25 protein-coding genes are annotated in these 23118 nt (G+C 63.7%); 11 read left to right on the top strand and 14 right to left on the bottom strand.

Annotation, left to right across the window (positions count from 1 at the left end):
• Nucleotides 1-78 precede the first annotated feature (78 nt).
• Both ACMDCR_RS05925 and pheS read right to left on the bottom strand, forming a co-directional pair.
• On the bottom strand, nt 79-771 hold the full coding sequence (locus ACMDCR_RS05925; protein WP_413991632.1) for a glutathione S-transferase family protein: 693 nt from the start codon (nt 769-771) through the stop codon (nt 79-81).
• A gap of 267 nt (nt 772-1038) precedes the next feature.
• Nucleotides 1039-2121 carry a phenylalanine--tRNA ligase subunit alpha gene (gene pheS / locus ACMDCR_RS05920; protein WP_413991631.1) on the bottom strand — a complete coding sequence of 361 codons (1083 nt, stop codon included), beginning with the start codon at nt 2119-2121 and terminating at the stop codon, nt 1039-1041.
• Nucleotides 2122-2630: 509 nt separating this feature from the next.
• On the opposite strand from pheS, the gene ACMDCR_RS05915 reads away from it, so the two are divergent.
• Nucleotides 2631-3461: a TIGR00730 family Rossman fold protein gene (locus tag ACMDCR_RS05915; RefSeq protein ID WP_413991630.1), complete on the top strand. Its 831-nt coding sequence runs from the start codon at nt 2631-2633 to the stop codon at nt 3459-3461.
• Between the two features lie 76 nt (nt 3462-3537).
• On the opposite strand, the gene rplT is transcribed toward ACMDCR_RS05915, so the two are convergent.
• The 3 genes from rplT to ACMDCR_RS05900 all read right to left on the bottom strand — a co-directional run bounded on the left by rplT (nt 3538) and on the right by ACMDCR_RS05900 (nt 5311).
• Nucleotides 3538-3891, bottom strand: a complete 354-nt coding sequence (gene rplT, locus ACMDCR_RS05910; protein ID WP_068297422.1) for a 50S ribosomal protein L20 — start codon at nt 3889-3891, stop codon at nt 3538-3540.
• A 37-nt stretch (nt 3892-3928) separates the two neighbouring features.
• Nucleotides 3929-4129, bottom strand: a complete 201-nt coding sequence (gene rpmI, locus ACMDCR_RS05905; protein ID WP_311943873.1) for a 50S ribosomal protein L35 — start codon at nt 4127-4129, stop codon at nt 3929-3931.
• A gap of 216 nt (nt 4130-4345) precedes the next feature.
• On the bottom strand, nt 4346-5311 hold the full coding sequence (locus ACMDCR_RS05900) for a GlxA family transcriptional regulator (RefSeq protein WP_413991629.1): 966 nt from the start codon (nt 5309-5311) through the stop codon (nt 4346-4348).
• 106 nt (nt 5312-5417) lie between these two features.
• Between ACMDCR_RS05900 and ACMDCR_RS05895 the strand changes: the two genes are divergently transcribed.
• Nucleotides 5418-6233, top strand: a complete 816-nt coding sequence (locus ACMDCR_RS05895; protein ID WP_413991628.1) for an SDR family NAD(P)-dependent oxidoreductase — start codon at nt 5418-5420, stop codon at nt 6231-6233.
• Nucleotides 6234-6375: 142 nt separating this feature from the next.
• On the opposite strand, the gene pnp is transcribed toward ACMDCR_RS05895, so the two are convergent.
• Both pnp and rpsO read right to left on the bottom strand, forming a co-directional pair.
• On the bottom strand, nt 6376-8520 hold the full coding sequence (gene pnp, locus ACMDCR_RS05890) for a polyribonucleotide nucleotidyltransferase (protein WP_413991627.1): 2145 nt from the start codon (nt 8518-8520) through the stop codon (nt 6376-6378).
• A gap of 252 nt (nt 8521-8772) precedes the next feature.
• Nucleotides 8773-9042 (bottom strand): 30S ribosomal protein S15, encoded by a 270-nt coding sequence (gene rpsO, locus ACMDCR_RS05885; protein WP_413991626.1) that lies wholly within the window; start codon nt 9040-9042, stop codon nt 8773-8775.
• A 411-nt stretch (nt 9043-9453) separates the two neighbouring features.
• Between rpsO and ACMDCR_RS05880 the strand changes: the two genes are divergently transcribed.
• The 7 genes from ACMDCR_RS05880 (at nt 9454) to dapB (ACMDCR_RS05850) (ending at nt 15987) form a co-directional block, all read left to right on the top strand.
• On the top strand, nt 9454-10902 hold the full coding sequence (locus ACMDCR_RS05880; protein ID WP_413991625.1) for an ATP-binding protein: 1449 nt from the start codon (nt 9454-9456) through the stop codon (nt 10900-10902).
• 153 nt (nt 10903-11055) lie between these two features.
• Nucleotides 11056-11709: a methyltransferase family protein gene (locus ACMDCR_RS05875; RefSeq protein WP_413991624.1), complete on the top strand. Its 654-nt coding sequence runs from the start codon at nt 11056-11058 to the stop codon at nt 11707-11709.
• Between the two features lie 189 nt (nt 11710-11898).
• Nucleotides 11899-12849: a hypothetical protein gene (locus ACMDCR_RS05870; RefSeq protein WP_413991623.1), complete on the top strand. Its 951-nt coding sequence runs from the start codon at nt 11899-11901 to the stop codon at nt 12847-12849.
• Nucleotides 12850-13068: 219 nt separating this feature from the next.
• On the top strand, nt 13069-13746 hold the full coding sequence (gene tsaB / locus ACMDCR_RS05865) for a tRNA (adenosine(37)-N6)-threonylcarbamoyltransferase complex dimerization subunit type 1 TsaB (RefSeq protein ID WP_413991622.1): 678 nt from the start codon (nt 13069-13071) through the stop codon (nt 13744-13746).
• Nucleotides 13743-14219 (top strand): GNAT family N-acetyltransferase, encoded by a 477-nt coding sequence (locus ACMDCR_RS05860; RefSeq protein ID WP_413991621.1) that lies wholly within the window; start codon nt 13743-13745, stop codon nt 14217-14219. The genes tsaB and ACMDCR_RS05860 overlap by 4 nt, the downstream gene beginning before the upstream one ends.
• A gap of 121 nt (nt 14220-14340) precedes the next feature.
• On the top strand, nt 14341-15156 hold the full coding sequence (gene dapB / locus ACMDCR_RS05855) for a 4-hydroxy-tetrahydrodipicolinate reductase (protein ID WP_413991620.1): 816 nt from the start codon (nt 14341-14343) through the stop codon (nt 15154-15156).
• Between the two features lie 15 nt (nt 15157-15171).
• Entirely contained in the window at nt 15172-15987 is an 816-nt protein-coding gene (gene dapB, locus ACMDCR_RS05850; protein WP_413991619.1) for a 4-hydroxy-tetrahydrodipicolinate reductase, read from the top strand.
• 147 nt (nt 15988-16134) lie between these two features.
• Here dapB (ACMDCR_RS05850) and ptsN read toward each other — a convergent pair whose 3' ends face one another.
• From ptsN to ACMDCR_RS05820, 6 genes are all read right to left on the bottom strand, one after another.
• Nucleotides 16135-16599, bottom strand: coding sequence for a PTS IIA-like nitrogen regulatory protein PtsN (gene ptsN / locus ACMDCR_RS05845; protein WP_413991618.1), 465 nt, complete (start codon nt 16597-16599; stop codon nt 16135-16137).
• A 104-nt stretch (nt 16600-16703) separates the two neighbouring features.
• Entirely contained in the window at nt 16704-17285 is a 582-nt protein-coding gene (hpf, locus tag ACMDCR_RS05840; protein ID WP_413991617.1) for a ribosome hibernation-promoting factor, HPF/YfiA family, read from the bottom strand.
• Between the two features lie 144 nt (nt 17286-17429).
• Nucleotides 17430-18371: a 2-hydroxyacid dehydrogenase gene (locus tag ACMDCR_RS05835; RefSeq protein WP_413991616.1), complete on the bottom strand. Its 942-nt coding sequence runs from the start codon at nt 18369-18371 to the stop codon at nt 17430-17432.
• 120 nt (nt 18372-18491) lie between these two features.
• Complete coding sequence (locus ACMDCR_RS05830; RefSeq protein WP_413991615.1) at nt 18492-18977, bottom strand: N-acetyltransferase family protein; 486 nt, start codon at nt 18975-18977, stop codon at nt 18492-18494.
• Nucleotides 18977-19747 (bottom strand): mechanosensitive ion channel family protein, encoded by a 771-nt coding sequence (locus tag ACMDCR_RS05825; protein WP_413991614.1) that lies wholly within the window; start codon nt 19745-19747, stop codon nt 18977-18979. The genes ACMDCR_RS05830 and ACMDCR_RS05825 overlap by 1 nt, the downstream gene beginning before the upstream one ends.
• A gap of 94 nt (nt 19748-19841) precedes the next feature.
• Nucleotides 19842-20720, bottom strand: coding sequence for a LysR family transcriptional regulator (locus ACMDCR_RS05820; RefSeq protein WP_413991613.1), 879 nt, complete (start codon nt 20718-20720; stop codon nt 19842-19844).
• A gap of 93 nt (nt 20721-20813) precedes the next feature.
• Here ACMDCR_RS05820 and ACMDCR_RS05815 point away from each other — a divergent pair, with 93 nt between their 5' ends.
• Both ACMDCR_RS05815 and ACMDCR_RS05810 read left to right on the top strand, forming a co-directional pair.
• Nucleotides 20814-21971: a gamma-butyrobetaine dioxygenase gene (locus tag ACMDCR_RS05815; RefSeq protein WP_413991612.1), complete on the top strand. Its 1158-nt coding sequence runs from the start codon at nt 20814-20816 to the stop codon at nt 21969-21971.
• Complete coding sequence (locus ACMDCR_RS05810; RefSeq protein WP_413991611.1) at nt 21968-22555, top strand: HD domain-containing protein; 588 nt, start codon at nt 21968-21970, stop codon at nt 22553-22555. The genes ACMDCR_RS05815 and ACMDCR_RS05810 overlap by 4 nt, the downstream gene beginning before the upstream one ends.
• Before the next feature lie 132 nt (nt 22556-22687).
• On the opposite strand, the gene ACMDCR_RS05805 is transcribed toward ACMDCR_RS05810, so the two are convergent.
• A complete protein-coding gene (locus ACMDCR_RS05805) occupies nt 22688-23041 on the bottom strand; it encodes a VOC family protein (RefSeq protein ID WP_413991610.1) in 354 nt (117 codons plus the stop codon).
• Between the last annotated feature and the right edge of the window lie 77 nt (nt 23042-23118).

The following is a 23118-nucleotide window of genomic DNA, read 5'->3' as shown; positions in this document are numbered from 1 at the left end:
CCTGCCTGCCTCTTCCCACCCGGCAAGCGCCACGCTTCCAAGAGCAGGCTGGAAGCCTGCGATCCCGAGAAATCCGGCTCAGAAATCCAGGTCCGCATAGGTCGAGGAGGGCGGCGTGCCGCGAATGGTCTCCGCCAACAAGGGTCGGAAGGACGGGCGGGACTTGAGGCGCGCATACCACTCCTTGGCCGCGCTGTCCTCATCCCAGGGCACGTCGCCGAGATAGTCCACAATGGAAAGATGCGCCGCCGCGACGAAATCGGCGTAGGAGAGCCGATCGCCCGCCAGCCAGTTCCGCCGCCGTACCAGATAGCCGACATAGCGCAAATGATAGCGCACATTCGACTTGGCGGCACGGATCGCCGCCGTGTCCGGCGAAGAACCGCCCTCGCCCACGGGCAGGAAGCGCTTCAGGATCTTCTCGGTGATGAGATATTCGCTCACCTCGGCATTGAACTTGGCGTTGAACCACTCGATCAGCCGGCGCGTCTCCACGCGGGCGCGCGAGTCACGCGGCAGCAGGCGCTGCTCGCCGAGAGCATCGCCATAGGCCTCGTCGAGATATTCGGCGATCGGCGCGGCGCCGGGTACGGTGAGGCCGGTGGCGTCGATCATCACCGGCAGCACGCCGGCCGGGTTCATGTGCAGGAAGGCCTCGCGGCGCTCCCAGGGCTTTTCCTCGACCAGATCGGTCGCGACATCCATTTCACTCAGCACAAGGCGAATGAAACGGGATTGCGGATCGACGGTGTTGTGAAAAAGCTTTGCCATTGAACCCGAGAATCTGAAGACAGTCTGGAAACCGCGGAGGGGAGGCCCGCAGGGTGACTAGGCGGAAATCCGGTATACGCCCCTGCCCGAGCCCCCGGCAACAGGCTTGAGCAAGTAGAACACAGGCGCAGCGGCTGGCGGCGGAAAATGGGAATCAGGGGTTAACGACAGGTTAACCCTGGGATCGCAGGCTTCCAGTCTGCACCCGCTATGTCGGAGAGCACGACGGTTCCCCTATGCAGGCGGGACGCCTGCCATCCGAGAAAACTACGTCGACAATCCGCCCGCCAGGCTTGGCAGGTCGAAGGGCCGGAAGCCGAAATGCGAGAGCCAGCGCACATCCGCGTCAAAGAACGGGCGCAGGTCCGGCATGCCGTATTTCAGCATGGCGATGCGGTCGATGCCCATGCCCCAGGCAAAGCCCTGATACTCGTCGGGATCGAGGCCGCAATTGCGGAGCACATTGGGATGCACCATGCCGCAGCCCAGGATTTCCAGCCAGTCCTCGCCCTCGCCGAAGCGGATCTCGCCGCCCTTGCGCGAGCACTGGATATCGACTTCCATCGATGGCTCGGTGAAGGGGAAGAAGGAAGGGCGGAAGCGCATCTTCACCGAGGGCACCTCGAAGAAGGCGCGGCAGAACTCCTCCAGCACCCACTTCATGTTGCCGACCGTGCTGGTCTTGTCGATGACGAGACCTTCGACCTGGTGGAACATCGGCGTGTGGGTCTGGTCGGAGTCGTTGCGATAGGTGCGGCCGGGAATGACCACGCGGATCGGCGGCTTCTGGCTGAGCATGGTGCGTACCTGCACAGGGCTCGTATGCGTACGCAGCACCTTACGCTCGCCCTTCTCGTCGGGGGCGAAGAAGAAGGTGTCGTGCATCTCGCGCGCGGGATGTCCAACCGGAAAGTTCAGCATGGTGAAATTGTATTCGTCGGTCTCGATATCCGGGCCCTCGGCGACGGCGAAGCCCATGTCGGCGAAGATCGTGGTGATCTCATCGATGACCTGGCTGATCGGATGCAGCCGGCCGATCTCGGTACCGCTCTCGCGTGCCGGCAGGGTGACGTCGACGGCCTCAGCCTGCAGGCGAGCTTCAAGGGCAGCGGCCTTCAGCAAGCTCCTGCGCTCGGCCAGCGCGGCGGTGACGCGGTCCTTGACGGCGTTGATGGCGGCTCCGGCCGTCTTGCGCTCCTCCGGTGCCATCCTGCCCAGGCCGGCCAGACGCTCGGAGATCGAACCCTTCTTGCCGAGCGCCGCGACACGCACCGCCTCCAGCGCCGGCTCGTCGGCGGCGGCGTCGATGTCGTTGAGAAGGCTGCTTTCCAGGCCGGCAAGATCGTTCATAGGCTATTCCTCAAATCGAGGTGCCTTCTAGCCCATTTACCCTTGCAATGGGAACCGCCTTATACGGCGATATTTGCGCCAATGCTTCGCGATGCGGTGGCATCTGCGGCGTCTTGACGTTCCAGACCAGGCCGAGCCTGGCAGGCGGAGGCCTATTTCTGGCAGGCACGTTGGCGGCTTTCGGCACCAGCTTCGCCAACAGAGGCGCGGATATGGAGTGTCGATCCCAAACACTCTTATGCAATTCTTTTCGGAAATCTGCCCGGTCTTGTCCCGGGCAGTCAGTTGCACGCCCAGTCAACGGTCGCGTCGGCCTGGAATACAGAGACGAAGCCTGGTGACGACTAAAGGTCGAATTCACGGCGAATTCCCATGGACAGTCTTGGAAGAAGCCTAATGAGCCGCTTCGGATCCCTCCAAATAGCACTGGATTTACAACTCCAGAGGGATTGCAGTCCCCGGTCCGAGAGATCACAACAGGTGATGCGTTCCGTATGTGAGTACAGGCTATGACGCCGGCCCCAGACGATTCCTCCCCCACCAACATGCTCTCGACCGCCGATGTCCTGGCGCCGGAAACCCGGGCCAAGGTCAGCGAATTGCGCCAGACCGAGGCACCCGCCTATCGGCTCGCTGCCCTCGACCCCGATTTCATGCTGGGCGATTCAACCCGCGGTATCCGCTTTCAGCTTGAATATATGAAGGCCGAGGAAGGCCTGAAGGCGGCCCATATCCGCTCCACCATCGTGGTGTTCGGTTCAGCCCGGGTGCACGAGGATGCGCCAGGCAATCGCGGGCGCTGGTACAAGGAGGCGCGCACCTTCGGCTATATCGCCTCGCGGCGCGGCGGTGCGATGAACGAGATTGGAGATGGGCGCTTCAACGTCATCGCCACTGGCGGTGGCCCGGGCATCATGGAAGCGGCCAATCGCGGCGCCAGCGAGGCTGGTGCGCCGACCATCGGCTTCAACATCACCCTGCCGCACGAGCAATATCCCAACCCCTACACCACGCCGTCCCTCACCTACCGCTTCCATTATTTCGCCATGCGCAAGATGCACCTGGCCATGCACGCGGCGGCGCTGGTCATCTTTCCAGGGGGCTTCGGCACCTTCGACGAATTGTTCGAGATCATCACCCTGCGCCAGACCGGCAAGATGTCGTTCTGCCCGATCGTGCTGATGGACAAGGCCTACTGGACCAAGGTCATCAATTTCGAGGCGCTGGTGGAGGAAGGCTTCATCCGGCGCGAGGACCTGAACCTGTTCGACTTTGCCGAGACGGCGGAGGATTGCTGGGAGATCCTGGAGCGCAAGGGCCTGACGGCACCGGCGGAGTAGTTCCGGGTGCGCGGAAAACAAAAACCCGCCACGTTTCCGCAGCGGGTTTTTGACAGAACAGTCTATCGGGCAGCGCTTACGCGGCAGCCTTGACCTTCTCGACCAGCGCCTTGAAGGCTTCCGGCTCGCGGATCGCGAGGTCGGAGAGCACCTTGCGGTCGATCTCGATGCCGGCCTTGGCGAGGCCCGCGATGAACTTGGAATATGTCAGGCCCAGCTCGCGGACAGCGGCGTTGACGCGCTGGATCCACAGCGCGCGCATGTTGCGCTTCTTGAGCTTGCGGCCGATATAGGCGTACTGCATCGAACGATCGACTGCCTGCTTGGCAATGCGGATCGTATTCTTGCGGCGGCCATAAAAGCCCTTTGCCGCGTCGAGTGTCTTCTTGTGCTTAGCATGGGACGTAACGCCCCGTTTCACGCGTGCCATTTGCTGATCTCCTTAAGGTTTCGCGTTGCCGTGGCGATCAGCCGTTCGGCAGGAAATACTTCTTCACGTTTTCGCCGTCCGTCTTGAAGAGGACGCGCGTGCCGCGAAGCTTACGGATCTGCTTGTTGGTACGCTTGATCATGCCGTGGCGCTTGCCCTGCTGGGCGTGGACCACCTTGCCTGACCCCGTAATCTTGAAGCGCTTCTTGGCGCCCGACTTGGTCTTCATCTTGGGCATTTTGCTCGTCTCCGAATATAAGAAAGGCGCCGAAACCTTTGGGGTTCCGCCACCGGTAAGCCGTGTGCTTTGTTGAAAAGCGCCCGAGCCATCAGCATCGCCACGGCAGCCCTTATCAGCCGGTCGATGCGGGGAAGCGGCGTCTATAGAAGGAGAGGGCGGAAAAAGCAACAGGCGGAGCGAAGATTCCCTGGAGCGCGGACGTCCGCACGACACTCAGGCGAGCGTCCTGGAGACATCCGCGCCCAAGGGGGGCTTCGCCAACCTTCTGATCGCCTGCGGCGGCTGGCCGAAGGCGCGCAGGAAGGCCCGACGCATGCGCTCGCGGTCGGCGAAACCGGTCTCACGGGCCACGATGTCGATGGGGTGCAGGGTCTGCTCCATCATCAACCGGGCTGCCTCCACGCGCAGGTTCTCCACCGCCTTGGCGGGCGACTGACCCGTCTCCTGGCGAAAGGTGCGGCTGAACTGGCGGGGGCTGAGATGGGCGACCTCGGCCAGCTGCTCCACCGAGAGCGGGGTGTGCAGGTTGCGTCTGGCATAGGTCAGCGCCGTCTGGATCCGGTCCGACTTGGCATCGAGATCGAGCAGGTTGGAATGTTGCGACTGGCCACCGCCGCGCCGGTGATAGAGCACGAGCTGCCGCGCCACGAGGCGGGCGAGCTCCGCGCCATGGTCCTCCTCCACCATCCCGAGCGCGAGATCGACACCCGCGCTCATGCCGGCCGAGGTCCAGATCTGCCCGTCGGTGATGAAGATGCGATCCTCATCCACCTTGAGCCGCGGGAAGCGTGCCTGCAAGTCTCGCGTCCACAGCCAATGGGTGGTGACCCGCCTGCCATCGAGCAGGCCGGCCTCTGCGAGCACGAAGGCGCCGGTGCAGATCGAGGCGACGCGGCGAGACAGAACGGGCGCCCGCCGCACATAGTCGATGAGGGGCGACGCGGACGGATCGGCATCCGGCGTGCCGCAAACGATGAGCGTGTCGAACTCCGGTTCGCCGAAGGCGGTGCTGTCGAGCATGATGCCGACGGAACTGCGCACGGGGCCGCCGCTCTCCGAGACGACGGCGAGCTCATAAAGGCACTTGTCTGCGGCATAGTTGGCGAATTCGAAGGCCGAGAGAGCGGCGAGGCTCATCATCTGGAAATTGGTGGAAATCAGAAAACCGACGCTTTGCATGGCGCTCTCCTCCAACGTCCTGAAAAGTGGTATATATGACATTTGAGACAAAAGCCAGTGGATCTATTCTCCTGCTATCGAAAACACCACTCTACGGAGACTTCGAATGTCCACCAGCGCAAAAGGCACCGTCCTGATCACCGGCGCTTCCTCCGGCATCGGCGCCGTCTATGCCGACCGCCTCGCCCGCCGCGGCTATGACCTCATCCTCGTCGCCCGCAGCGAGGACAAACTCAAGACCCTCGCCGACCGCGTCGAAAAGGTGACCGGGCGACAGGTGCACATCCTCGCCGCCGATCTCAACGACAAGGATGGCCTCGCCAAGGTCGAAACCGTGCTCAGGACCGACAAGAGCATCACGGGGCTCGTCAACAACGCCGGTTTCGGCAGCGCGACGCCCCTGCTCGAGGCATCGATCGAGAAGATGGAGGAGATGATCGGCCTCAACATCACCGCTCTGACGCGGCTGACCCATGCCGCGGCGCCCGGCCTCGTCGAGCGTGGCGGCGGCACCATTATCAATATTGCCTCCATCGTGGCGATCGCACCGGAACTGCTCAACGGCGTCTATGGCGGCAGCAAGGCTTATGTGCTCGCCTTCAGCCAGAGCCTGCACCACGAGCTGGCAGGCAAGAACATACGCGTCCAGGCTGTACTACCCGGCGCCACCGCGACCGATTTCTGGAACGTTCTCGGCGTGCCTGTCGAGCAGTTGCCGGAGAGCATCGGCGTGATGTCGGCCGAGGACATGGTCGATGCTTCCCTCGCTGGCCTCGACCAGGGCGAACTCGTGACCATTCCCGCCCTGCCCGAGATTGCCGACTGGAACAGCTACGAGGCGGCCCGCCAGGCGCTCGGGCCGAACCTTTCCCGCAGCAAGCCCGGCGCCCGATACAAGGTGCAGCAGGCCAACGCGGCGTGAGCCGACAACGAGAGGACAGGACTCAGTCTCCCTCCTCCGCGAGGACAGCGGGGGCGCTTGCGCCGTACTCCGTTCGAGTAGCGAAAAGAAAAGGGGCGGCCCTCGGGCCGCCCCTCAATTTTAATCACCAATGATGCCTGCCTCACTCGGCGGCTTCGCCCTCGGCCTTGGCCTTCTTCTCCAGGTCCTCGCCGGTAGCCTGGTCGACCGCCTTCATCGAAAGGCGGACCTTGCCGCGCTCGTCGAAGCCGAGCAGCTTGACCTTGACCTTGTCGCCTTCCTTGACCACGTCGGTGACCTTGTTCACGCGGTTCGCAGCGAGCTGCGAAATGTGAACCAGGCCGTCCTTGGCACCGAAGAAGTTGACGAAGGCGCCGAAGTCGGTGGTCTTGACCACGGTGCCGTCATAGATGGCGTTGAGCTCCGGCTCCGAGGCGATCGACTTGATCCAGTTGATGGCCGCCTTGATCGCCGTGCCTGAAGCCGAGGCAACCTTGATGGTGCCGTCGTCCTGGATGTCGACCTTGGCGCCGGTCTTCTCCACGATCTCGCGGATGACCTTGCCGCCCGAGCCGATCACTTCGCGGATCTTGTCGACCGGAATGGTGATCACCTCGATCCGCGGAGCATGCTCGCCGAGTTCGGCGCGCGCGCCGGACAGGGCCTTCGACATCTCGCCGAGGATGTGCAGGCGGCCTTCCTTGGCCTGGCCGAGGGCGACCTTCATGATCTCCTCGGTGATGCCGGCGATCTTGATGTCCATCTGCAGCGAGGTAACGCCGTTCTCGGTGCCGGCTACCTTGAAGTCCATGTCGCCGAGATGGTCCTCGTCACCCAGGATGTCGGAGAGCACGGCGAAGCGCTCGCCTTCCAGGATGAGGCCCATGGCGATACCGGCGACCGGGGCGCGCAGCGGCACGCCGGCATCCATCAGTGCCAGCGAGGAGCCGCAGACCGTGGCCATCGAGGACGAGCCGTTGGACTCGGTGATCTCGGAGACGACGCGGATGGTGTAGGGGAACTCGTGCTGCGGGGGCAGCATCGGGTGGATGGCGCGCCAGGCGAGCTTGCCATGGCCGATCTCGCGGCGGCCTGGCGAGCCCATGCGGCCGGTCTCGCCCACGGAGTAGGGCGGGAAGTTGTAATGCAGCATGAAGCGCTGCTTGTAGGTGCCTTCCAGGCTGTCGACGAACTGCTCGTCGTCGCCGGTGCCGAGCGTGGCGACCGCGAGAGCCTGGGTTTCGCCGCGCGTGAACAAAGCCGAACCGTGGGTGCGCGGAAGGATGCCCGCTTCGGCGACGATGTTGCGCACCGTCTTGACATCGCGCCCGTCAATACGGGTGCCGGTGTCGAGGATGTTCCAGCGCACGACCTTGGCCTGCAGCTCATGGAAGACCTCGGCGACCTCCTGCTTGGAATAGGCGGGATTCTCCACGCCCTCAGGCAGGAAGTGGGCCACGACCTTCGCCTTGCAGGCGTCGACGGCGGCATATCGCTGCTGCTTGACGGTGATCGAATAGGCTGCACGCAGATCGGACTCGATCACGGCGAGCATGGCGTTCTCGAGCTCGGAATGGTCGGCCGGCTGGAAGTCGCGTGGCTCCTTGGCGGCCTTCTCGGCGAGGCGGATGATCGCCTCGATCACCGGCTGGAAGCCGGAATGGCCGAGCATCACGGCCTCGAGCATGGTCTGCTCGGAGAGTTCCTTGGCTTCCGATTCCACCATCAGCACGGCGTCGGCGGTGCCGGCGACCACGAGCTCGAGGGAGGATTCCTTCATCTCGTCGATGGTGGGATTGAGCTTCAGCGCACCATTGACATAGCCGACGCTGGCGGCGCCCACCGGGCCCATGAAGGGCACGCCCGACAGAGTCAGGGCAGCAGAGGCGGCGACCATGGAGAGCACGTCGGTGTCGTTGATCAGGTCGTGCGAGAGGACGGTGACGACGACCTGGGTGTCGTTGCGATAGCCGTCCACGAAGAGCGGGCGGATCGGACGGTCGATCAGGCGGGAGATCAGTGTCTCGCGCTCGGACGGACGGCCCTCACGCTTGAAGTAGCCGCCAGGAATGCGGCCGGCCGCGAAGGCCTTTTCCTGATAGTTGACGGTCAGCGGGAAGAAGTCGACGCCGGCCTTCGGCTCCTTGGCCGAGACGACAGTGGCCAGCACGGTCGAGTCGCCATAGGTGGCGAGCACGGCTCCATCGGCCTGGCGGGCGATCTTGCCGGTTTCGAGGATGAGTTTGCGGCCAGCCCATTCGAGCTCTTCGCGGTAAATTGTGAACATGCGTTCAATCCTGTCTTTGCTTGAGACCGGATGAGGCAAGGCTTTCTTTGGAGCCCCTGAAATAAAAGCAGCCATCGCAAGATGGCAGGAAGCATCCTCGGGAGCGCTCAACGCGCACGGTTTGCTTCCTGCGATCCTGCCATGGCTTGCTGCCTATCCGGTCGTTGGGGTTCTCGCGGCAACCCCATGTCGCCACGTCCCGTTGGTGAAAAAGAGCAGCCCGAAAGGCACCAGCCTTTCGGGCTTCATGTCTTAGCGGCGGATGCCGAGACGCTCGATGATGGACTTGTAGCGGCTCTCATCGCGCGACTTGAGGTAGTCGAGCAGCGAGCGGCGCAGGGCCACCATCTTGAGAAGGCCACGACGGGAGTGGTTGTCCTTCACATGCGACTTGAAATGGCCCGTCAGATTCGTGATACGCTCGGTGAGGATAGCGATCTGCACTTCCGAAGAACCGGTATCGCCGTCCTTGGCACCATATTCCTTGATCAGCGCGGTCTTGCGCTCTTGCGAAATCGACATCGGATAGTCCTTTCATAGGGCATTCGCGCGCGAGGATGCGCGATTGCCGGATAACGTCTTGCGACGAAGAAGGCCGTCTGGCCAGGATCGCCTTCCACCTTGGCCCGGCCGGGATGTCGTCCAGCGGGGTCGGTAGCGGCGGGTAAAATCCGGAGCATCTGCACCGGGATGCGGCCCTATAGTCGAACGTCCGCCAAAAAGCTAGGAAAAAGCAGCCCTCGACCGTGAAAGGATGGATCCGCACGCCTTGACGGTTGTTGTCGCCGCTCTTCGCCACACCGACGCCGTGAGCCAACCGTACTTTAGTAGAGCGCTCCAAGCCCTCAAGACCGGCCTGGCGAGGCGCATTACAACTTCGCCGGGCCGGGTTGGGCACTGGCGAGAGCAACCAAATTCGGTTAAGCCAGATTCGTGTCCAATTCGCTTGCCACGCCCAATAAACCCGGCCGCTTCGGGCTTTCTGCGCGCCTGCTGGTGCTGACGGTGCTGTTCGTCCTCCTGGCGGAGGTGCTGATCTACCTTCCCTCCGTCGCCACCTACCGGCGCAACTGGCTGTCAAACCGCCTGTCCTCGGCCGTGACGGCAGCACTGGTGCTCGAGGCCGCACCCGACGGCATGGTCTCCGACAACCTCGCCATGCAGATCCTGGACTCGGTCGGCGCCAAGATGGTGGCATTGAAGATGAGGGACACCAAGCGCCTGCTCGCCTCGTCCGAAATGCCGCCGGCGGTCGCGCTCAGCACGGATCTGCGCACGCTGTCGGAGATGGATGCCATTCACGATGCGGTCGTTACGCTGCTCGCTCCCAAGGGGCGCTTCATCCGCGTCGTGGGCGATGCCCCCATGCAAGGCCAGTTCATCGAGATCGTGGTCGACGAGACGCCGCTGCAGCAGGGCATGTATGCCTTTTCGACCCGCCTCGTCTTCTCCTCGTTGGTCATCTCCGCCATCACTGCATGCCTAGTCTATCTGACCCTGAGCTGGGTGATCGTGCGGCCGATGCGGCGCCTCACAAGCGCCATGATGCGCTTTGGGGAGAACCCGGAGGACGACTCGCGCGTGGTGCCCACCTCCGGTCGCAGCGACGAGATCGGCGTCGCAGAGCGCGAGCTTGCGGCCATGCAGCGCCAATTGCACGGGATGCTGCAGCAGAGAAGCCGCCTCGCCGCCCTTGGCCTTGCCGTCTCCAAGATCAGCCACGACCTGCGGAACCTGCTGGCCGGCGCCCAGCTTTTCTCCGACCGCCTCGCCGAGACCAACGATCCCGTGGTACAGCGCTTCGCGCCGAGGCTGATCCAGACGCTGGACAGGGCCATTGCCTTCTGCCAGTCGACGCTCTCCTACGGCCGGGCCGCAGAGCAGCCGCCTTCGCGGCGTATCATCGCGGTCGCTCCCATCGTCAACGACACCCGCGAACTGGTCGGGCTGGGTGCGGAAAGCGGGGATCACGCGAACCGGATAACCTGGCACGAGGCGCTCGAACCGGGCCTGCAGATCGACGCCGATCCCGACCAGCTCTCCCGCATTATGATCAATCTCTGCCGTAACGCGGTGCAGGCACTGGAAAACCACAACCGAGCCGATGGCGTGGGCAATTGCCTGAGCGTGAGTGGGCGACGTGACAGGAAGCAGGTCGTGATCGAGATCGCAGACAACGGCCCGGGCGTGCCGGAAAAAGCCCAGCAGAGGCTGTTCGAAGCTTTCTCGGGCTCGACGCGGCCCGGCGGATCCGGCCTGGGCCTTGCCATTGCGGCGGAACTGGTGAGGGCCCATGGCGGCACGCTCACCTTGCTCGGCACGGGAGACGCGGGAACCGGAGCGACCTTCCGTATCTCGATCCCCGACCGCAACACGGCGTAAACCGCGTCCCGATGCTGGCGGCCCGAAGGCGTGGACGCGTTGTCACACAATTGTTAAAGTCATCTCGGCTGCGACGCGGTAACGCCGCTCGTCCATCGCCTTGGGGGATAAAGTGCTCGGTCCGTGTTTGGGGGGCCACAACTGAGTGTTTTCATGCTGAAGACGAAGAATAACGCCGAAATCGGTTCGTCCATCGACATCAATGCCGTCCAGACCATACGGCGAATCGCGCTCGTTGCGCTCGGTATCATCGGCTTTGTTGTCCTCCTGTTCACCAACTCGGCCTGGCGGAACACGGCCGACAGCGGCATGGACGAGACGATCGAGAGCATCGGCCTGGTGCTGATGGCGATCGCCATTGTCGGCCGCACCTGGTGTTCCCTCTATATTGCCGGGCGCAAGAAGCAGCTCATCGTCGAGGATGGCCCCTACTCCGTCTGTCGCAACCCGCTCTATGTCTTCTCCTTCATCGGCGCAGCCGGCGCCGGCGCACAATTCGGCGCCATCTCCACAGCGATTCTGGTCTGCACCATCACAATCGTGGTCTTCGCCATCGTCACGCATAAGGAAGAGCAGTTCCTGCGTGACAAGTTCGGCCGCGTCTATGAGGCCTATTGCGAACGCGTGCCCCGCTTCATCCCCAATTTCCGGCTCTGGCGCCCGGTGCCCACGTTGGAGATCCAGACCTCGCTGGTGACGCGCACCTTCCTCGACGCATGCCTGTTCCTTGCCGCCTATCCGGTGGCGGAGGGCATCGAGTGGCTGCAGGACACGCATTGTATTCCGGTCTATCTGCTGCTTCCCTAAAGCGCTTTATCTTCAGATAGAACCATCGGGAATCACAAATTGCTTCTGATGGTGACGCGTTAGTCCTGAAGCGCGTTCCCGCCTGGATGCATTTTACTCCACGCAACGACACAAACCTTGACAGTCAAGCAAAACAGGAGGTCGAATCGCGCCACGAGGCGGGGTCGTATGTTTCAAAAGGCGGGTTTGATGTCAGCTGACGATATTCGCAGGTTCACCGACGCAGCCGCCAAGCAACCGCCCTCTCCCTCGTCAGATTGGACGGATTGCGTACATCTTCTCGATCGTCTTGCGATGTTTGACATAATTCCGGCTATGGCCTCGGTCGACCGCCAGAAAATAGAACTTATCATGGGCAAAGCTTGGGGCATGTTCAGCACCTTCGGCGCGCTGCTGATTGCCAGCGCCCCGACTTTGGGCGGCGACATGACTCCTGCGGCGCTGACGATGACGATTGCGTATCGCCGTCTCTATTTTGCGTACACCGTGCTTTACAAAAGAGAAATCGCCTATTTGGACATACCGCCTGAACAAGTGAACGATGGACGTGTTTATCTCGGCTGCACACCGATGAGCGACGCGGGGATACGGCACGAAATCGATTCCGCGATCGCGCGCGCACAGGACGCGTTGGCGAAGGGCACGGTTCTCACTATGTGGAGCCAATCGCTTCCGGCAGGTGACTGGCAGGCGAACGACGAAGTGAACTTCAAGCTTCCCAAAGTTGGAGCCGACGCGTGCTGTGGCTCCATTCGGCTGGCCTGGCTCCTGACAACCGAAGCGCGCCAGCGGCCGAATGGCTCGCTGATTTCCAATCTCGCCGCCGCACAGCACTATCTTCGGGCACGAAGGCAAGTCTGCACCGCCATTCTCAGTGCTGGCCAGATGGACATCCTGACAACAGAGTACGACAATCAGAAGCGCCGCGACATCGCCGCGGGCAAGCCTAACCGACAAGCCGGCACGGCGAATCCCGTCTTTCCACCTGACTTTCAGATGCGAGATTGGGCCATCAAGGGGTCCAAGGATGGGGAAGCCGACCGCCAACGCTGCAACGCGGCGAAATCGCCCCCACTGTGGCGCAAGATCGACGAAATCTACCCGACTGGTTCGGTTGAGGGGGGAGTGGGGACGGCGTGATCTGCCTTCGCTTCGTCGGATACTTTCCATACCGCGATGCCGATCTCTGAACTCCAGTCCGGCCGTTGCCTGACAACCGTTGAGAGTCAAACGGCAAGGACTGCCGGACGCAGGCTGCGGATATGAAGCGATTCAGGCGTTGCGCAACGGCAGATTCCTGCGATATCGCTGGTCTTTGGCCCGCGAATCCCCGGCGCTAGGCCAATCGTAGGATCCCACATGCGTATTCTCGCCATCGATACAGCCCTTGAAGCCTGCTCGGCCAGCGTGTTCGATTCCGATGACGGCGAGATCGCGTCCCAGACCATCCTGATGGCGCGTGGCCATGCCGAGGCGCTGATTCCGCTGGTGCAGCAGGTTGTGGAGCGCTCCGGTGGCTTCTCCCTGATCGACCGCGTCGCCACCACCGTGGGCCCAGGTTCCTTCACCGGGTTGCGTGTGGCGATTTCGGCCGCCCGGGCCTTCGCCCTTGCCTTGCGCGTGCCCTGCGTCGGCATCTCGACGCTCGCCGCCATCGCCGCTCCACATATCGACGAGAATGACGGCCAGCACGTCGCCGTCGCCATCGATGCGCGGCATGGGAATGTCTATTTCGAGCTGTTTTCCAATCGTGGCCGCAGCATCGTCGAGGCAAGCTGCATCTCCTTGCGCGAGGCCGCGCGCGTGCTCGGACCGGCGACAGTGAAGATGGCCGGGCCAGCCGCTCCCCTGCTGTTCAACGAGGCCAAGGCCGCCGGTACGGCCGGCATCATCGTCGATTCCAGCCCGGCGCCCGATATCACCTGGGTGGCCCAGCTCGGCCTTCTCGCCGATCCCGCCGACTCCCCACCACGTCCGACCTATCTCAAGCCCGCCGACGCCACGCCTCAGCAGAACGGCCAGGTGGCGCGGCAATGAGCTGGTTCGGCAAGAGACAGCCGCCGGTGATTATCGACGCCCGCGTCGATGACGCCGCAAGTCTGGCGGCCATCCACGCCACCGGCTTCGAACGCGGCTGGGACGCCCTCGAATTCGAGCGCATGCTCGCCGACAGGCTGATCCTCGCCCATCTCGCCCGCCCCGGGGGCAAGGGCACGCCGACCGGCTTTGCCATGTCTCGCCTGGTCGTGGACGAGGCGGAGATCCTGAGTGTGGCGGTGTCGCCCTCCGCCCGGGGCGCGGGCCTGGCCACTTCCTTGTTGCAACACCATCTCGGCCGCCTCGCCGCGGCAGGAGCCAGGAAGGTGTTCCTGGAGGTCGCCGAGGATAATGTGGCGGCGATCAGGCTCTATCAGCGCCATGGCTTCGATGAGATTGCCCGGCGCAACGCCTATTACGCCCGCGCCAAGGGGCCGCCAGCCACGGCGATCGTGATGGAGCGGGTGTTGTAACGCTGGGAGCGCGGACGTCACAGCGACATGCTTGCATGTCGCGATGTCCGCTCTTCCTTGCCTCGCACTGTAGCGTTTCCAAGAGCGGACGGGACGTCCGCGCTCCCAGGGAGAATTCACCATGGCCGAGATGCGGCTTGTCGTAGCAGGTGCTTCCGGACGGATGGGCCAGACCCTGATCCGGTTGATCGCGGAGACTCCCGGCGTGGTGCTCAGCGGCGCCATCGAGCGCCCGGGCGCGCCAACGGTCGGCCAGGACGCCGGCAAGGTCGCTGGGCTTGAGCCCAATGGCGTGCTGATCACCGACGACCCGCTGTCGCTCCTCACGGCGGCCGAAGGCATCATCGACTTCACCGCCCCATCAGCGACGGTCGAGCTTGCCGCTCTCGCCGCCCAGATGCGCATCGTGCATGTTATCGGTACTACCGGCCTGTCGAAAGAGGACTTCGCCCGCCTCAAGGCCGCCTCCCGCCATGCGGTGATCGTGCAGTCCGGCAATATGAGCCTTGGCGTCAATCTCCTCGCCTCCGTGGTGAAGCGCGTCGCCAAGAGCCTTGATGAGGATTTCGATATCGAGATCCTCGAAATGCATCACAACCGCAAGGTCGACGCTCCCTCGGGCACCGCGCTGCTGCTCGGTCAGGCCGCAGCGGCCGGCCGCGGCATCGATCTCGATGGTAATTCCGACCGCGTCCGCGACGGCCATACCGGCGCCCGCGAGAAGGGCCATATCGGCTTTGCCACCCTGCGCGGCGGCACAGTGGTCGGCGAGCACACCGTGATCTTCGCCAGCGAGGGCGAGCGCATCGAATTCGCGCACAAGGCGGAGAGTCGCGTGATTTTCGCCAAGGGCGCCCTCAAGGCTGCGATCTGGGGCTTTGGCCGCAAGCCGGGCTATTATTCCATGGCCGATGTGCTCGGCCTGGCGGAACTCTGACCCGCCGGATCAACCATGGCCGATATCGGGCTTGTCGTCGCCGGTCCCTCCGGGCGAATGGGGCGGACGCTGATCCGCATGATCGCGGAGACGCCCGGGGTCACCCTGTGCGGCGCCTTGGCGCGTCCGGGCTCGGCCGCCGTCGGCGCCGATTGCGGCAGGCTCGCTGGCCTGGAGCCGAACGGCATGGAAGTAATGGACGATCCGCACGCCTTGCCTGAAACTGCGCAGGTGATCCTCGACTTCACCACGCCGGCGACGACGGTGGCGCTGGCTACCCTGGCAGCGCGCCGCGGGATGGTGCTGGTCAGCGGCACCACCGGCCTCTCCCCGGACGACTTCGCCCGGCTGCGGGACGCCTCTCGTCATGCCGTCATCGTGCATTCGGGCAATATGGGACTCGGCATCAACCTGCTGGCCGCCATGATCCGGCGGGCGGCCCGCAGCCTCGATGCCGAGTTCGATATCGAGATCCTGGAGATGCATCACGGCCGCAAGGTCGATGCGCCTTCCGGCACCGCCTTGCTGCTGGGGCAGGCCGCCGCGGATGGCCGAGGCATCGATCTGGAATCAAGGTCCGATCGTCGCCGTGACGGGCATACGGGGGCTCGCGAGAAAGGCCATATCGGCTTTGCCACCCTGCGCGGCGGTACGGTGATTGGCGAGCACAGCGTAATTCTGGCCGGCGAGCACGAGCGCATCGAGTTCCGGCACAAGGCCGAGGACCGCACGATGTTCGCGCGAGGCGCCCTCAGGGCGGCACTTTGGGGGCTCGGCCGCGCGCCGGGGCTCTATTCAATGGCAGATGTGCTGGGGCTGGCGGAGCAATAGGGCTGGCTCGTGTCGATCACTGATCGACATTGTTATCATCAAGCGCGCGGTCTCCGAGAATGTCGATCAGTGATCGACACTCCAATCCTGCGCCTCGTTCTCGAACGCCGCTGTCCAAGAGCAGACGGGGATGCCCCACTCCCGGCTTTACGCCGCGTGCGAGGTCCGCTCGTCGCAGAGGATCGAGTAGAGTCCGGCTGCGTCGTTCGTGGCGCGCAGCTTCTGCACGATGGACGGGTCGCGCAGCATGCGGGCGATACGCGAGAGGGCCCGCAAATGGTCCGCCCCGGCGCTTTCCGGGGCCAGCAGCAGGAAGATGATGTCGACAGGCTGGCCGTCCAGGGCCTCAAAATCGATCGGGCGCTCGAGGCGGGCGAACAGGCCGAAGATGCGGTTGAACTTGGCCAGCTTGCCATGGGGAATTGCGATGCCGTTGCCCACGCCGGTGGAGCCCAGGCGCTCCCTCTGGAGCAGCGTATCGAAGATTTCCCGCTCACCCAGGCCAGTCAGCTTGGCAGCCCGTTCGGCGATTTCCTGCAGAGCCTGTTTTTTCGAATTCACCTTCAGCGCCGGAAGCACAGCATCCTGCGGCAGCAGATCGCTCAAAGGCATTGCGTTCCTCGCGGGAGTTCGAGCCGATCGCCGCTAGAAACGATCCGCTCAACAGCACTGCACCCGCCCCTTTTCGAGGCGGGCGCTTGTTTGGTAGGGCCTCGTCAGGTCGCCTCAGCCGCGGCTTGCGGCAAGTCGATCCAACCGATATGGCCATCGGAGCGGCGGTAAACCACGTTCACGCGGCCATGTCCAGCGTGGCGAAAGACGAGCGCCGCTGCACCCGTCAAATCGAGGTCGACAACCGCCTCGCTCACCGACAGGCGCTTCATGCGGGTGGTGTTCTCCGCCACGATCACCGGCGTGAACTCATCGGGGACGGCCTCCTCCTCATTGGGAGCGGCAATGATGTAATCGGTCGATTCAGCCGCGGTCGCGCTGTCCGGGCCGGCATGATAATCCTTGATGCGGTGCTTGTAGCGCTTAAGGCGCTTGGTCAGGCGCTCCGTTGCGAGATCGACGCTGGCATGGGGGTCATGCGCCATCGATTCGGTCTGCAAGGTAAGCCCGGTAGGAAGATGGATGCGGCAATCGGTCCGGAAACCGGTGCCTTCCTTCTTCACGGTGACCTGGCCGGTGTAGGATTGGTCAAAATACTTCGACAGGCTATCCGCAACCCGCGCCTGGACGTGGGTTCGCAAGGCATCACCGATGTCGAGATTTTGTCCGGAGACACGCAGCGTCATGCTTCGCTCCGCTTCTTGAGACACGCAGGGCCTGATGGCCTGCAGCAGAAAGGCGTTCTTGTAGCCGCCACCCCTTAGGTAGGACCGTCTGAAGGCGGCGTCAACGTTACAATATTTTCACGAGGGGGTTGTTCCGCTTCACTCTCAGTAATGTCTGGTTCTATCCACAGGCGCCTCGAAGGGCAGGCCCCGCTCATGCCGGTCGACCTGGCGCAAGACGAAGCGGCCCACCGCATCTTCGTCTGAAATCGCCGAATTATGGGGGGTGACGGTGACGGCCGGATGAGACCACAGCGGACTGTCGGCAGGCAGCGGCTCGGTCTCGAAGACGTCGAGCGTCGCCGCCCTCAGCACCCCTTCGTCGAGACAGGCAAGGATGTCCTTCTCGACCTGCAGCCCGCCCCGCCCGGCATTCATCAGAACCGGGGCGCCGAGCACGCCGTCATGGGCCAGCTTCTCGAACAGGGAGCGATTGAGCACGCCTTTCGTCTGTGGCGTCAGCGGCAGCAGGCAGACGAGAAGATCGGTGCGGGCGAGAAAGGCATCAAGGTCATTGCCGGCATAGGTGCGGACGCCGTCGATCTGCTTGGGCGTGCGGCTCCAGCCGGCGACGTCGAAGCCCATGACCTTGAGCTTGTGGATGGCATCGAGGCCGAGCACGCCGAGCCCCATGACGCCGACCCGCAATTCCTGCGCCGCCGGCGAAGGCATGATCTCGCGCCAGAGCTTCTGGCGCTGCAGGAGGTCATAATCCCGCTGGTGACGCAGATGGATGAGGGCATGCATCACCACCCATTCGCTCATCCGCGTGGTGAGATTGCCGTCGACCACCCTGCAGAGCGGGACGTCGGGCAGAGTGGGGTCGGAGAGCACATGGTCGACGCCGGCGCCGAGCGAGATGATGCCCTTGAGGTTCGGAAAGCTCGACAGCAGGCCGGGCGGCTGCTTCCAAAGGGCCGCATAGGTGATATCGGAGGGGTTGCCGACTTCCGGCCAGGCCCGAATATCGCGTCCGGGCGCCAGCCGACGCAGCCGATCGAGCCAGGGACCGACATCCCATTGGGTGATGCAGAGGAGAAGGGCCATGGAAAACCTGATTTGGATGGGAAGAGGGAGATGCTCAACTCCCCAGGGAGGCATGCAGCCTAGCCGATTTGTCCGGGGCGAACAGGAGCAAATCGCGAAGTGAGGGCGCGGACTTGCCTCTTATAGAAAGAGCACCATCAGCGCCTCGTCCGCATAGCCGGCAGCACTCTTGAGAGCGCGCGGCTCAATCCCGTAGGTCCTGAAGCCGTTGCGCTCGTAAAGGGTGATGGCCGACCTGTTGGCCGTGACCACCGAGAGCGTGAGTTGCTCGACCTCCTGGCGTGCTGCAGCGACCAGGGCCGTGATCAGCGCCTGGCCGACGCCATGGCCCTGAAAGTCCGGCGCAACGAACACGCCCCACACGAAGGCCTTGTGGGCATCCCTTGGGCCCTCGCAGCGCTTGTAGCCGGCCATGCCGGCGATGCGCCCCTCGGCATAGGCGCCCATCACAACGGCGGATGACAGGCGCTCGGCAAAGGCCTCGGCGGGGCGCGCGGCCTCCAGCGCATGGACCGAGCCGAACGCTTCGGGCGTAAGTTCCAGGGCCTGCAGGCGGATGGTGCGGTAATCGTGCCAGTCGGCAGGGAGAAGGCGGCGGACAATCATCAGGTCGCCGACGCAGCCTGCTGCACGGCGTTGGAAGCCTGATGGACAATGGCGGCCTTGAAGGCGCCCGCATCGGCAGACTTGGTCCAGGCCGTCACCACAATCTCGACGCCCCTGTCGTTGAAGCCGCTGGCATCGACCGCCGGAGCCGGTAGCGGCAACACGCGATTGTCGCGGCTGAGGGCATCGCGGATATGGGAGGCGGCCGCTTCGATATTGCCACCATAGGGCACGGTCACCTTCACGCTCACGCTGCGCGTCGGATAGGCCGAGGTGTTGGTGATGGGCGAGCCCCAGACCTGGCCATTCGGGATGAGGATCTGCACATTGTCGCCGCTGGCGAGTTCCGTCATGAAAAGGTTGAGGTTTTTCACCGTGCCGGCCTTGCCCGCCACCTCGATGGCATCGCCCAGCCGGAAGGGGCGGAACAGCAGCAGCATCACGCCGGCCGCCATGTTGGAAAGCGTGCCTTGCAAAGCGAGGCCGATGGCCAGGGAAGCGGCGCCCAACACGGCGACGAGGCTGGTGGCCTGGATGCCGACCACCTGCAGGATCAGCACGAACATCAGCACCATGATCGAATAGCGCACCAGGCTGGCCAGGAAGGTCGCCACGATCGGATCCATATGGGAACTGATCAGGGCGCGCAGGGCAAGCCGTTCGAGGAGTCCCGCCGCCCACCATCCCACCACGGCGATGGCAAGAGCGCCTAAGCAATTGATACCATAGACGATGAAGAGGTTCCCCAAACCATTGATATCGATCGGCACGGGCTGTCTCCTTGCTTGCCTGCAGGACCCCCATTGTGTGTCCTGCCCGTTGATTCATGCAAATTGAGCAGGTTGCCGGCACTCCGCTTTGCGACTAACGCGCCGCTTCGCCCAGGATCCAGTCCAGCATGGCCTGCTCATGCGCGGGGAGTGCACGGCCTGCGGCATGGGTGATGAAATGGCCGCGCTCGCCCGTGAGCTCGACGTCCGACAGGCGGACAAGGCTGCCGTCCTCCAGCGCCGCATCGGCAAGTGGGCGGGAGGCCAGGACCGCGCCAGCCCCGGCCCGGGCGGCTTCGAGGGCCACGGCGAAGCTGTCGAACACCAAGGAGGCCGACGGCGGCAGTGGCAGGGCAGCGCGGGCAAACCAGTCCGGCCACATCTCGCGCGCTCCCGCCACCGACAGCAAGGGCAGATGCGGCCAGTTGGCGGGATCATGAAGCAAGTGCAGGTGAAGCGGCGCAGCGGCCGGCACCAGCCGCTCCCAGGTCAGGCGGTGGCTCTCGCGCCCCTCGAAGGGGCCGATGCCGAAGCGGATATCGAACCCTTCCTGATCACCGGTATAATCCACGGGCACATGGATAGTATTGAGCTCGAGCCGCAACTGCGGCAGGGCCTGGCGGAGCCTGTGCAGTCTCGGGGCGAGCCACAGCAGGGAGAACGAAATCGGGCTGCGCAGCACCGCACGCCCGGCCCTTGGCCCGAAAAGCTCGCTCGTGCTGCGTGCAAGCGAGCGGAAAACGCCCTGGATATGGGGCAGGTAGGCGCCGCCCTCCGCCGTCAGCGCCACGCCGCGCCGGAGCCGGACGAACAGCCTCGCACCGAGCTCCGCTTCAAGCGATCTGATGTGCTGGCTGACGGCCGCCTGCGTCAGGCCGAGTTCGGCGCCCGCACTGGTGAAGTTCAGATGACGGGCAGAGGCTTCAAAGGTACGGAGCCAGATCAGGGGTGGCAGCTGTGTCGTTTCAGCCATAACAGAACCTGGGTCAAACATCGATTTTTCATTGTTTGAACGATGGCCAGATCTTTGGCAAGAAGGACGGAGCAGCAAAGACGGAGGCGCTCCATGAAGGCGGACGAGATCGAGATCATCGAGGGAGGACAAGCCGTCCGAATCCTCTGGAGCAATGGGCATCGAAGCCGCTTCCACGCCCTCTGGCTGCGCGACAACGCGCTCGATCCGCAGACGCGCAGCGCCGGCAACGGACAGCGCCTCATCACCGTGCTCGACATTCCGCCAACGACGCTCATCGGCTCGGCCGCGCCGACGGCCAGCGGCGACATTGCCATAGGCTTCCTGCCCGATGGCCACGAGACCGTCTTCCCGGCCGCCTGGCTGCATGAGCGGATCTATGACAGGGAGCAGCCCCGCGAGACCGGCTGGCTGGCGGAACCGGTCGAGCCATGGGACAGCGCCTTGCAAGGCAGCGTTTCCAGCGCCTCCTATCCGCTCGTACGCCAGGATCGTCTGGCGCTCGGCGACTGGCTTGCCGCCGTGCGGCGCTACGGCTTTGCCGTGCTCAGTGAGGTCCCGACCACCTCGGGCAGCCTGTGCGATGTCGCCGGACTGTTCGGCTATGTCCGCGAGACCAATTACGGCCGCTGGTTCGAGGTGCGGGCAGAGGTCAATCCCAACAACCTTGCCTATACGAATCTCGGCCTGCAGGCACATACCGACAATCCCTATCGCGATCCCGTGCCGACCTTGCAATTGCTGTCCTGCCTGGAGAATTCGGTTGAAGGCGGCGATTCCATCGTGGTCGATGGCTTTGCCGTGGCGCGGCGCCTGAAGCACGAAGATCCACATGGTTTCGACCTGCTCACCCGCCACCCCGTTCGCTTCGAATATGCCGGCTCCTCGGGTGTGTGCCTGCGCGCCAAACGTCCCCTGATCGAGCTCGGCCCGGATGGCGAGATGATCGCCATCCGCTTCAACAATCGCTCGGCGGCGCCCTTTGTCGACGTGCCCTATGCCGACATGCCCGCCTTCTATGCCGCCTATCGCCGCTTTGCCGAAATCCTCGAGGATCCCGCCATGGAGGTCAGCTTCAAGCTGAAGCCGGGTGAGCTCTTCATCGTCGACAACACCCGCGTAATGCATGCACGCAAAGCCTTCTCCGGCACGGGCAAGCGCTGGCTCCAAGGCTGCTATGCCGACAAGGACGGGCTGTTGTCGACGCTGGCGGCCATCGAGGCGGAGACCATGAGGGAGGCCGCAGAATGAGCGCCCCTGCCCTCGACTCCACGACCATCGTCGGCTTCCTGGCCGGCATCTTCGAGCGGCGCGGCGCCGAGGAATATCTCGGCGAGCCGGTGACCATGGCCGAGCATATGCTCCAGGGCGCCTGGTTCGCCGAGCAGGAGAAGGCCAGCGACGAACTCGTCGCGGCGGCGCTGCTGCATGATGTCGGGCACTTCACCAGCGAGTTCGGCGCCTATTCGCCGGATGACACGGAGGACAAGCATCATGACGATGCCGGCGCGGAGGTGCTCGCTCCCTTTTTCCCGCCGCTGGTGACCGAATGCGTGCGCCTGCATGTTGCCGCCAAACGCTATCTGTGCGCCACCGATCCCAGCTACGACGCGAAGCTTTCGACGGCCTCGCGCCACACCCTGGCGCTGCAGGGCGGTCCGATGAATGCCGGTGAGATTGCTGAATTCCGCTCCAGCCCCTTCTACAGCGAGGCCGTGCGGGTGCGGCTGTGGGACGAGGCTGGCAAGGTCGCCGGCATGCAGACGCGAAGCTTCCGCGACTATGCTCCGTTGCTACAGCGGGTGGTCGATCGGTTCGTGGCGACGGGAAATTGAGCATGGATTGATGAGGCGCGGCACCGGAGTGGCGGTCTCTGACCGCCATCTTCCCTTCCCGCAAAACGCCCCGTTTCCAAGGATGGCGGTCGGAGACCGCCACTCCACGCTTGCCAGGCCTTCTCCCGTTGCTCAGCGGCCGTGCGAGAGAATGTTGACGACCTTGCCAAGCGGATCGCGCACATAGAAGCGCCGCACGCCCCAAGGCTCGTCGGTGAGCGCATAAACGATCTCATGACCGCCGGCTGCGACACGCCCACGGACTTCATCCACGTCGTCGACCTCGATGGAAAGGTCGGGAACCTCGGTCCCCGAACCGCCTTCGCTGGCGACGCTGAGCTGCGGCGCCTGCTCGCCGGGGGCCGCGAAAGTCAGGATCCAGCCGTGATCCATCACAAGATCGAGGCCAAGAAGATCCCGATAGAAAGCAGCAGCCTTCTCAGGCTCAGGGGCGGCAAGATTGGCCACGATGCGCAAAACGGTCATGAGCGGGAACCTCCTTTTGCATAGGCCGCTTTTCCAGATCCTCGTGCGTTTTGCTTTGAGACAGAATCACCAAGAAT

The sequence above is a fragment of the Labrys okinawensis genome (assembly GCF_047345005.1).
GTDB classification, from domain to species: Bacteria; Pseudomonadota; Alphaproteobacteria; order Rhizobiales; family Labraceae; genus Labrys; species Labrys okinawensis.
The sequence above is the reverse complement of the archived record's forward strand: the minus strand, read 5'-3'. Positions and strand labels throughout refer to the sequence as shown.

Coding starts and splice junctions, on each gene's coding strand:
- ACMDCR_RS05925 (WP_413991632.1), bottom strand. CDS start 771: ATGGCAAAGCTTTTTCACAACACCGTCGATCCGCAATCCCGTTTCATT.
- pheS (WP_413991631.1), bottom strand. CDS start 2,121: ATGAACGATCTTGCCGGCCTGGAAAGCAGCCTTCTCAACGACATCGAC.
- ACMDCR_RS05915 (WP_413991630.1), top strand. CDS start 2,631: ATGACGCCGGCCCCAGACGATTCCTCCCCCACCAACATGCTCTCGACC.
- rplT (WP_068297422.1), bottom strand. CDS start 3,891: ATGGCACGCGTGAAACGGGGCGTTACGTCCCATGCTAAGCACAAGAAG.
- rpmI (WP_311943873.1), bottom strand. CDS start 4,129: ATGCCCAAGATGAAGACCAAGTCGGGCGCCAAGAAGCGCTTCAAGATT.
- ACMDCR_RS05900 (WP_413991629.1), bottom strand. CDS start 5,311: ATGCAAAGCGTCGGTTTTCTGATTTCCACCAATTTCCAGATGATGAGC.
- ACMDCR_RS05895 (WP_413991628.1), top strand. CDS start 5,418: ATGTCCACCAGCGCAAAAGGCACCGTCCTGATCACCGGCGCTTCCTCC.
- pnp (WP_413991627.1), bottom strand. CDS start 8,520: ATGTTCACAATTTACCGCGAAGAGCTCGAATGGGCTGGCCGCAAACTC.
- rpsO (WP_413991626.1), bottom strand. CDS start 9,042: ATGTCGATTTCGCAAGAGCGCAAGACCGCGCTGATCAAGGAATATGGT.
- ACMDCR_RS05875 (WP_413991624.1), top strand. CDS start 11,056: ATGCTGAAGACGAAGAATAACGCCGAAATCGGTTCGTCCATCGACATC.
- ACMDCR_RS05870 (WP_413991623.1), top strand. CDS start 11,899: ATGTCAGCTGACGATATTCGCAGGTTCACCGACGCAGCCGCCAAGCAA.
- tsaB (WP_413991622.1), top strand. CDS start 13,069: ATGCGTATTCTCGCCATCGATACAGCCCTTGAAGCCTGCTCGGCCAGC.
- ACMDCR_RS05860 (WP_413991621.1), top strand. CDS start 13,743: ATGAGCTGGTTCGGCAAGAGACAGCCGCCGGTGATTATCGACGCCCGC.
- dapB (WP_413991620.1), top strand. CDS start 14,341: ATGGCCGAGATGCGGCTTGTCGTAGCAGGTGCTTCCGGACGGATGGGC.
- dapB (WP_413991619.1), top strand. CDS start 15,172: ATGGCCGATATCGGGCTTGTCGTCGCCGGTCCCTCCGGGCGAATGGGG.
- ptsN (WP_413991618.1), bottom strand. CDS start 16,599: ATGCCTTTGAGCGATCTGCTGCCGCAGGATGCTGTGCTTCCGGCGCTG.
- hpf (WP_413991617.1), bottom strand. CDS start 17,285: ATGACGCTGCGTGTCTCCGGACAAAATCTCGACATCGGTGATGCCTTG.
- ACMDCR_RS05835 (WP_413991616.1), bottom strand. CDS start 18,371: ATGGCCCTTCTCCTCTGCATCACCCAATGGGATGTCGGTCCCTGGCTC.
- ACMDCR_RS05830 (WP_413991615.1), bottom strand. CDS start 18,977: ATGATTGTCCGCCGCCTTCTCCCTGCCGACTGGCACGATTACCGCACC.
- ACMDCR_RS05820 (WP_413991613.1), bottom strand. CDS start 20,720: ATGGCTGAAACGACACAGCTGCCACCCCTGATCTGGCTCCGTACCTTT.
- ACMDCR_RS05815 (WP_413991612.1), top strand. CDS start 20,814: ATGAAGGCGGACGAGATCGAGATCATCGAGGGAGGACAAGCCGTCCGA.
- ACMDCR_RS05810 (WP_413991611.1), top strand. CDS start 21,968: ATGAGCGCCCCTGCCCTCGACTCCACGACCATCGTCGGCTTCCTGGCC.
- ACMDCR_RS05805 (WP_413991610.1), bottom strand. CDS start 23,041: ATGACCGTTTTGCGCATCGTGGCCAATCTTGCCGCCCCTGAGCCTGAG.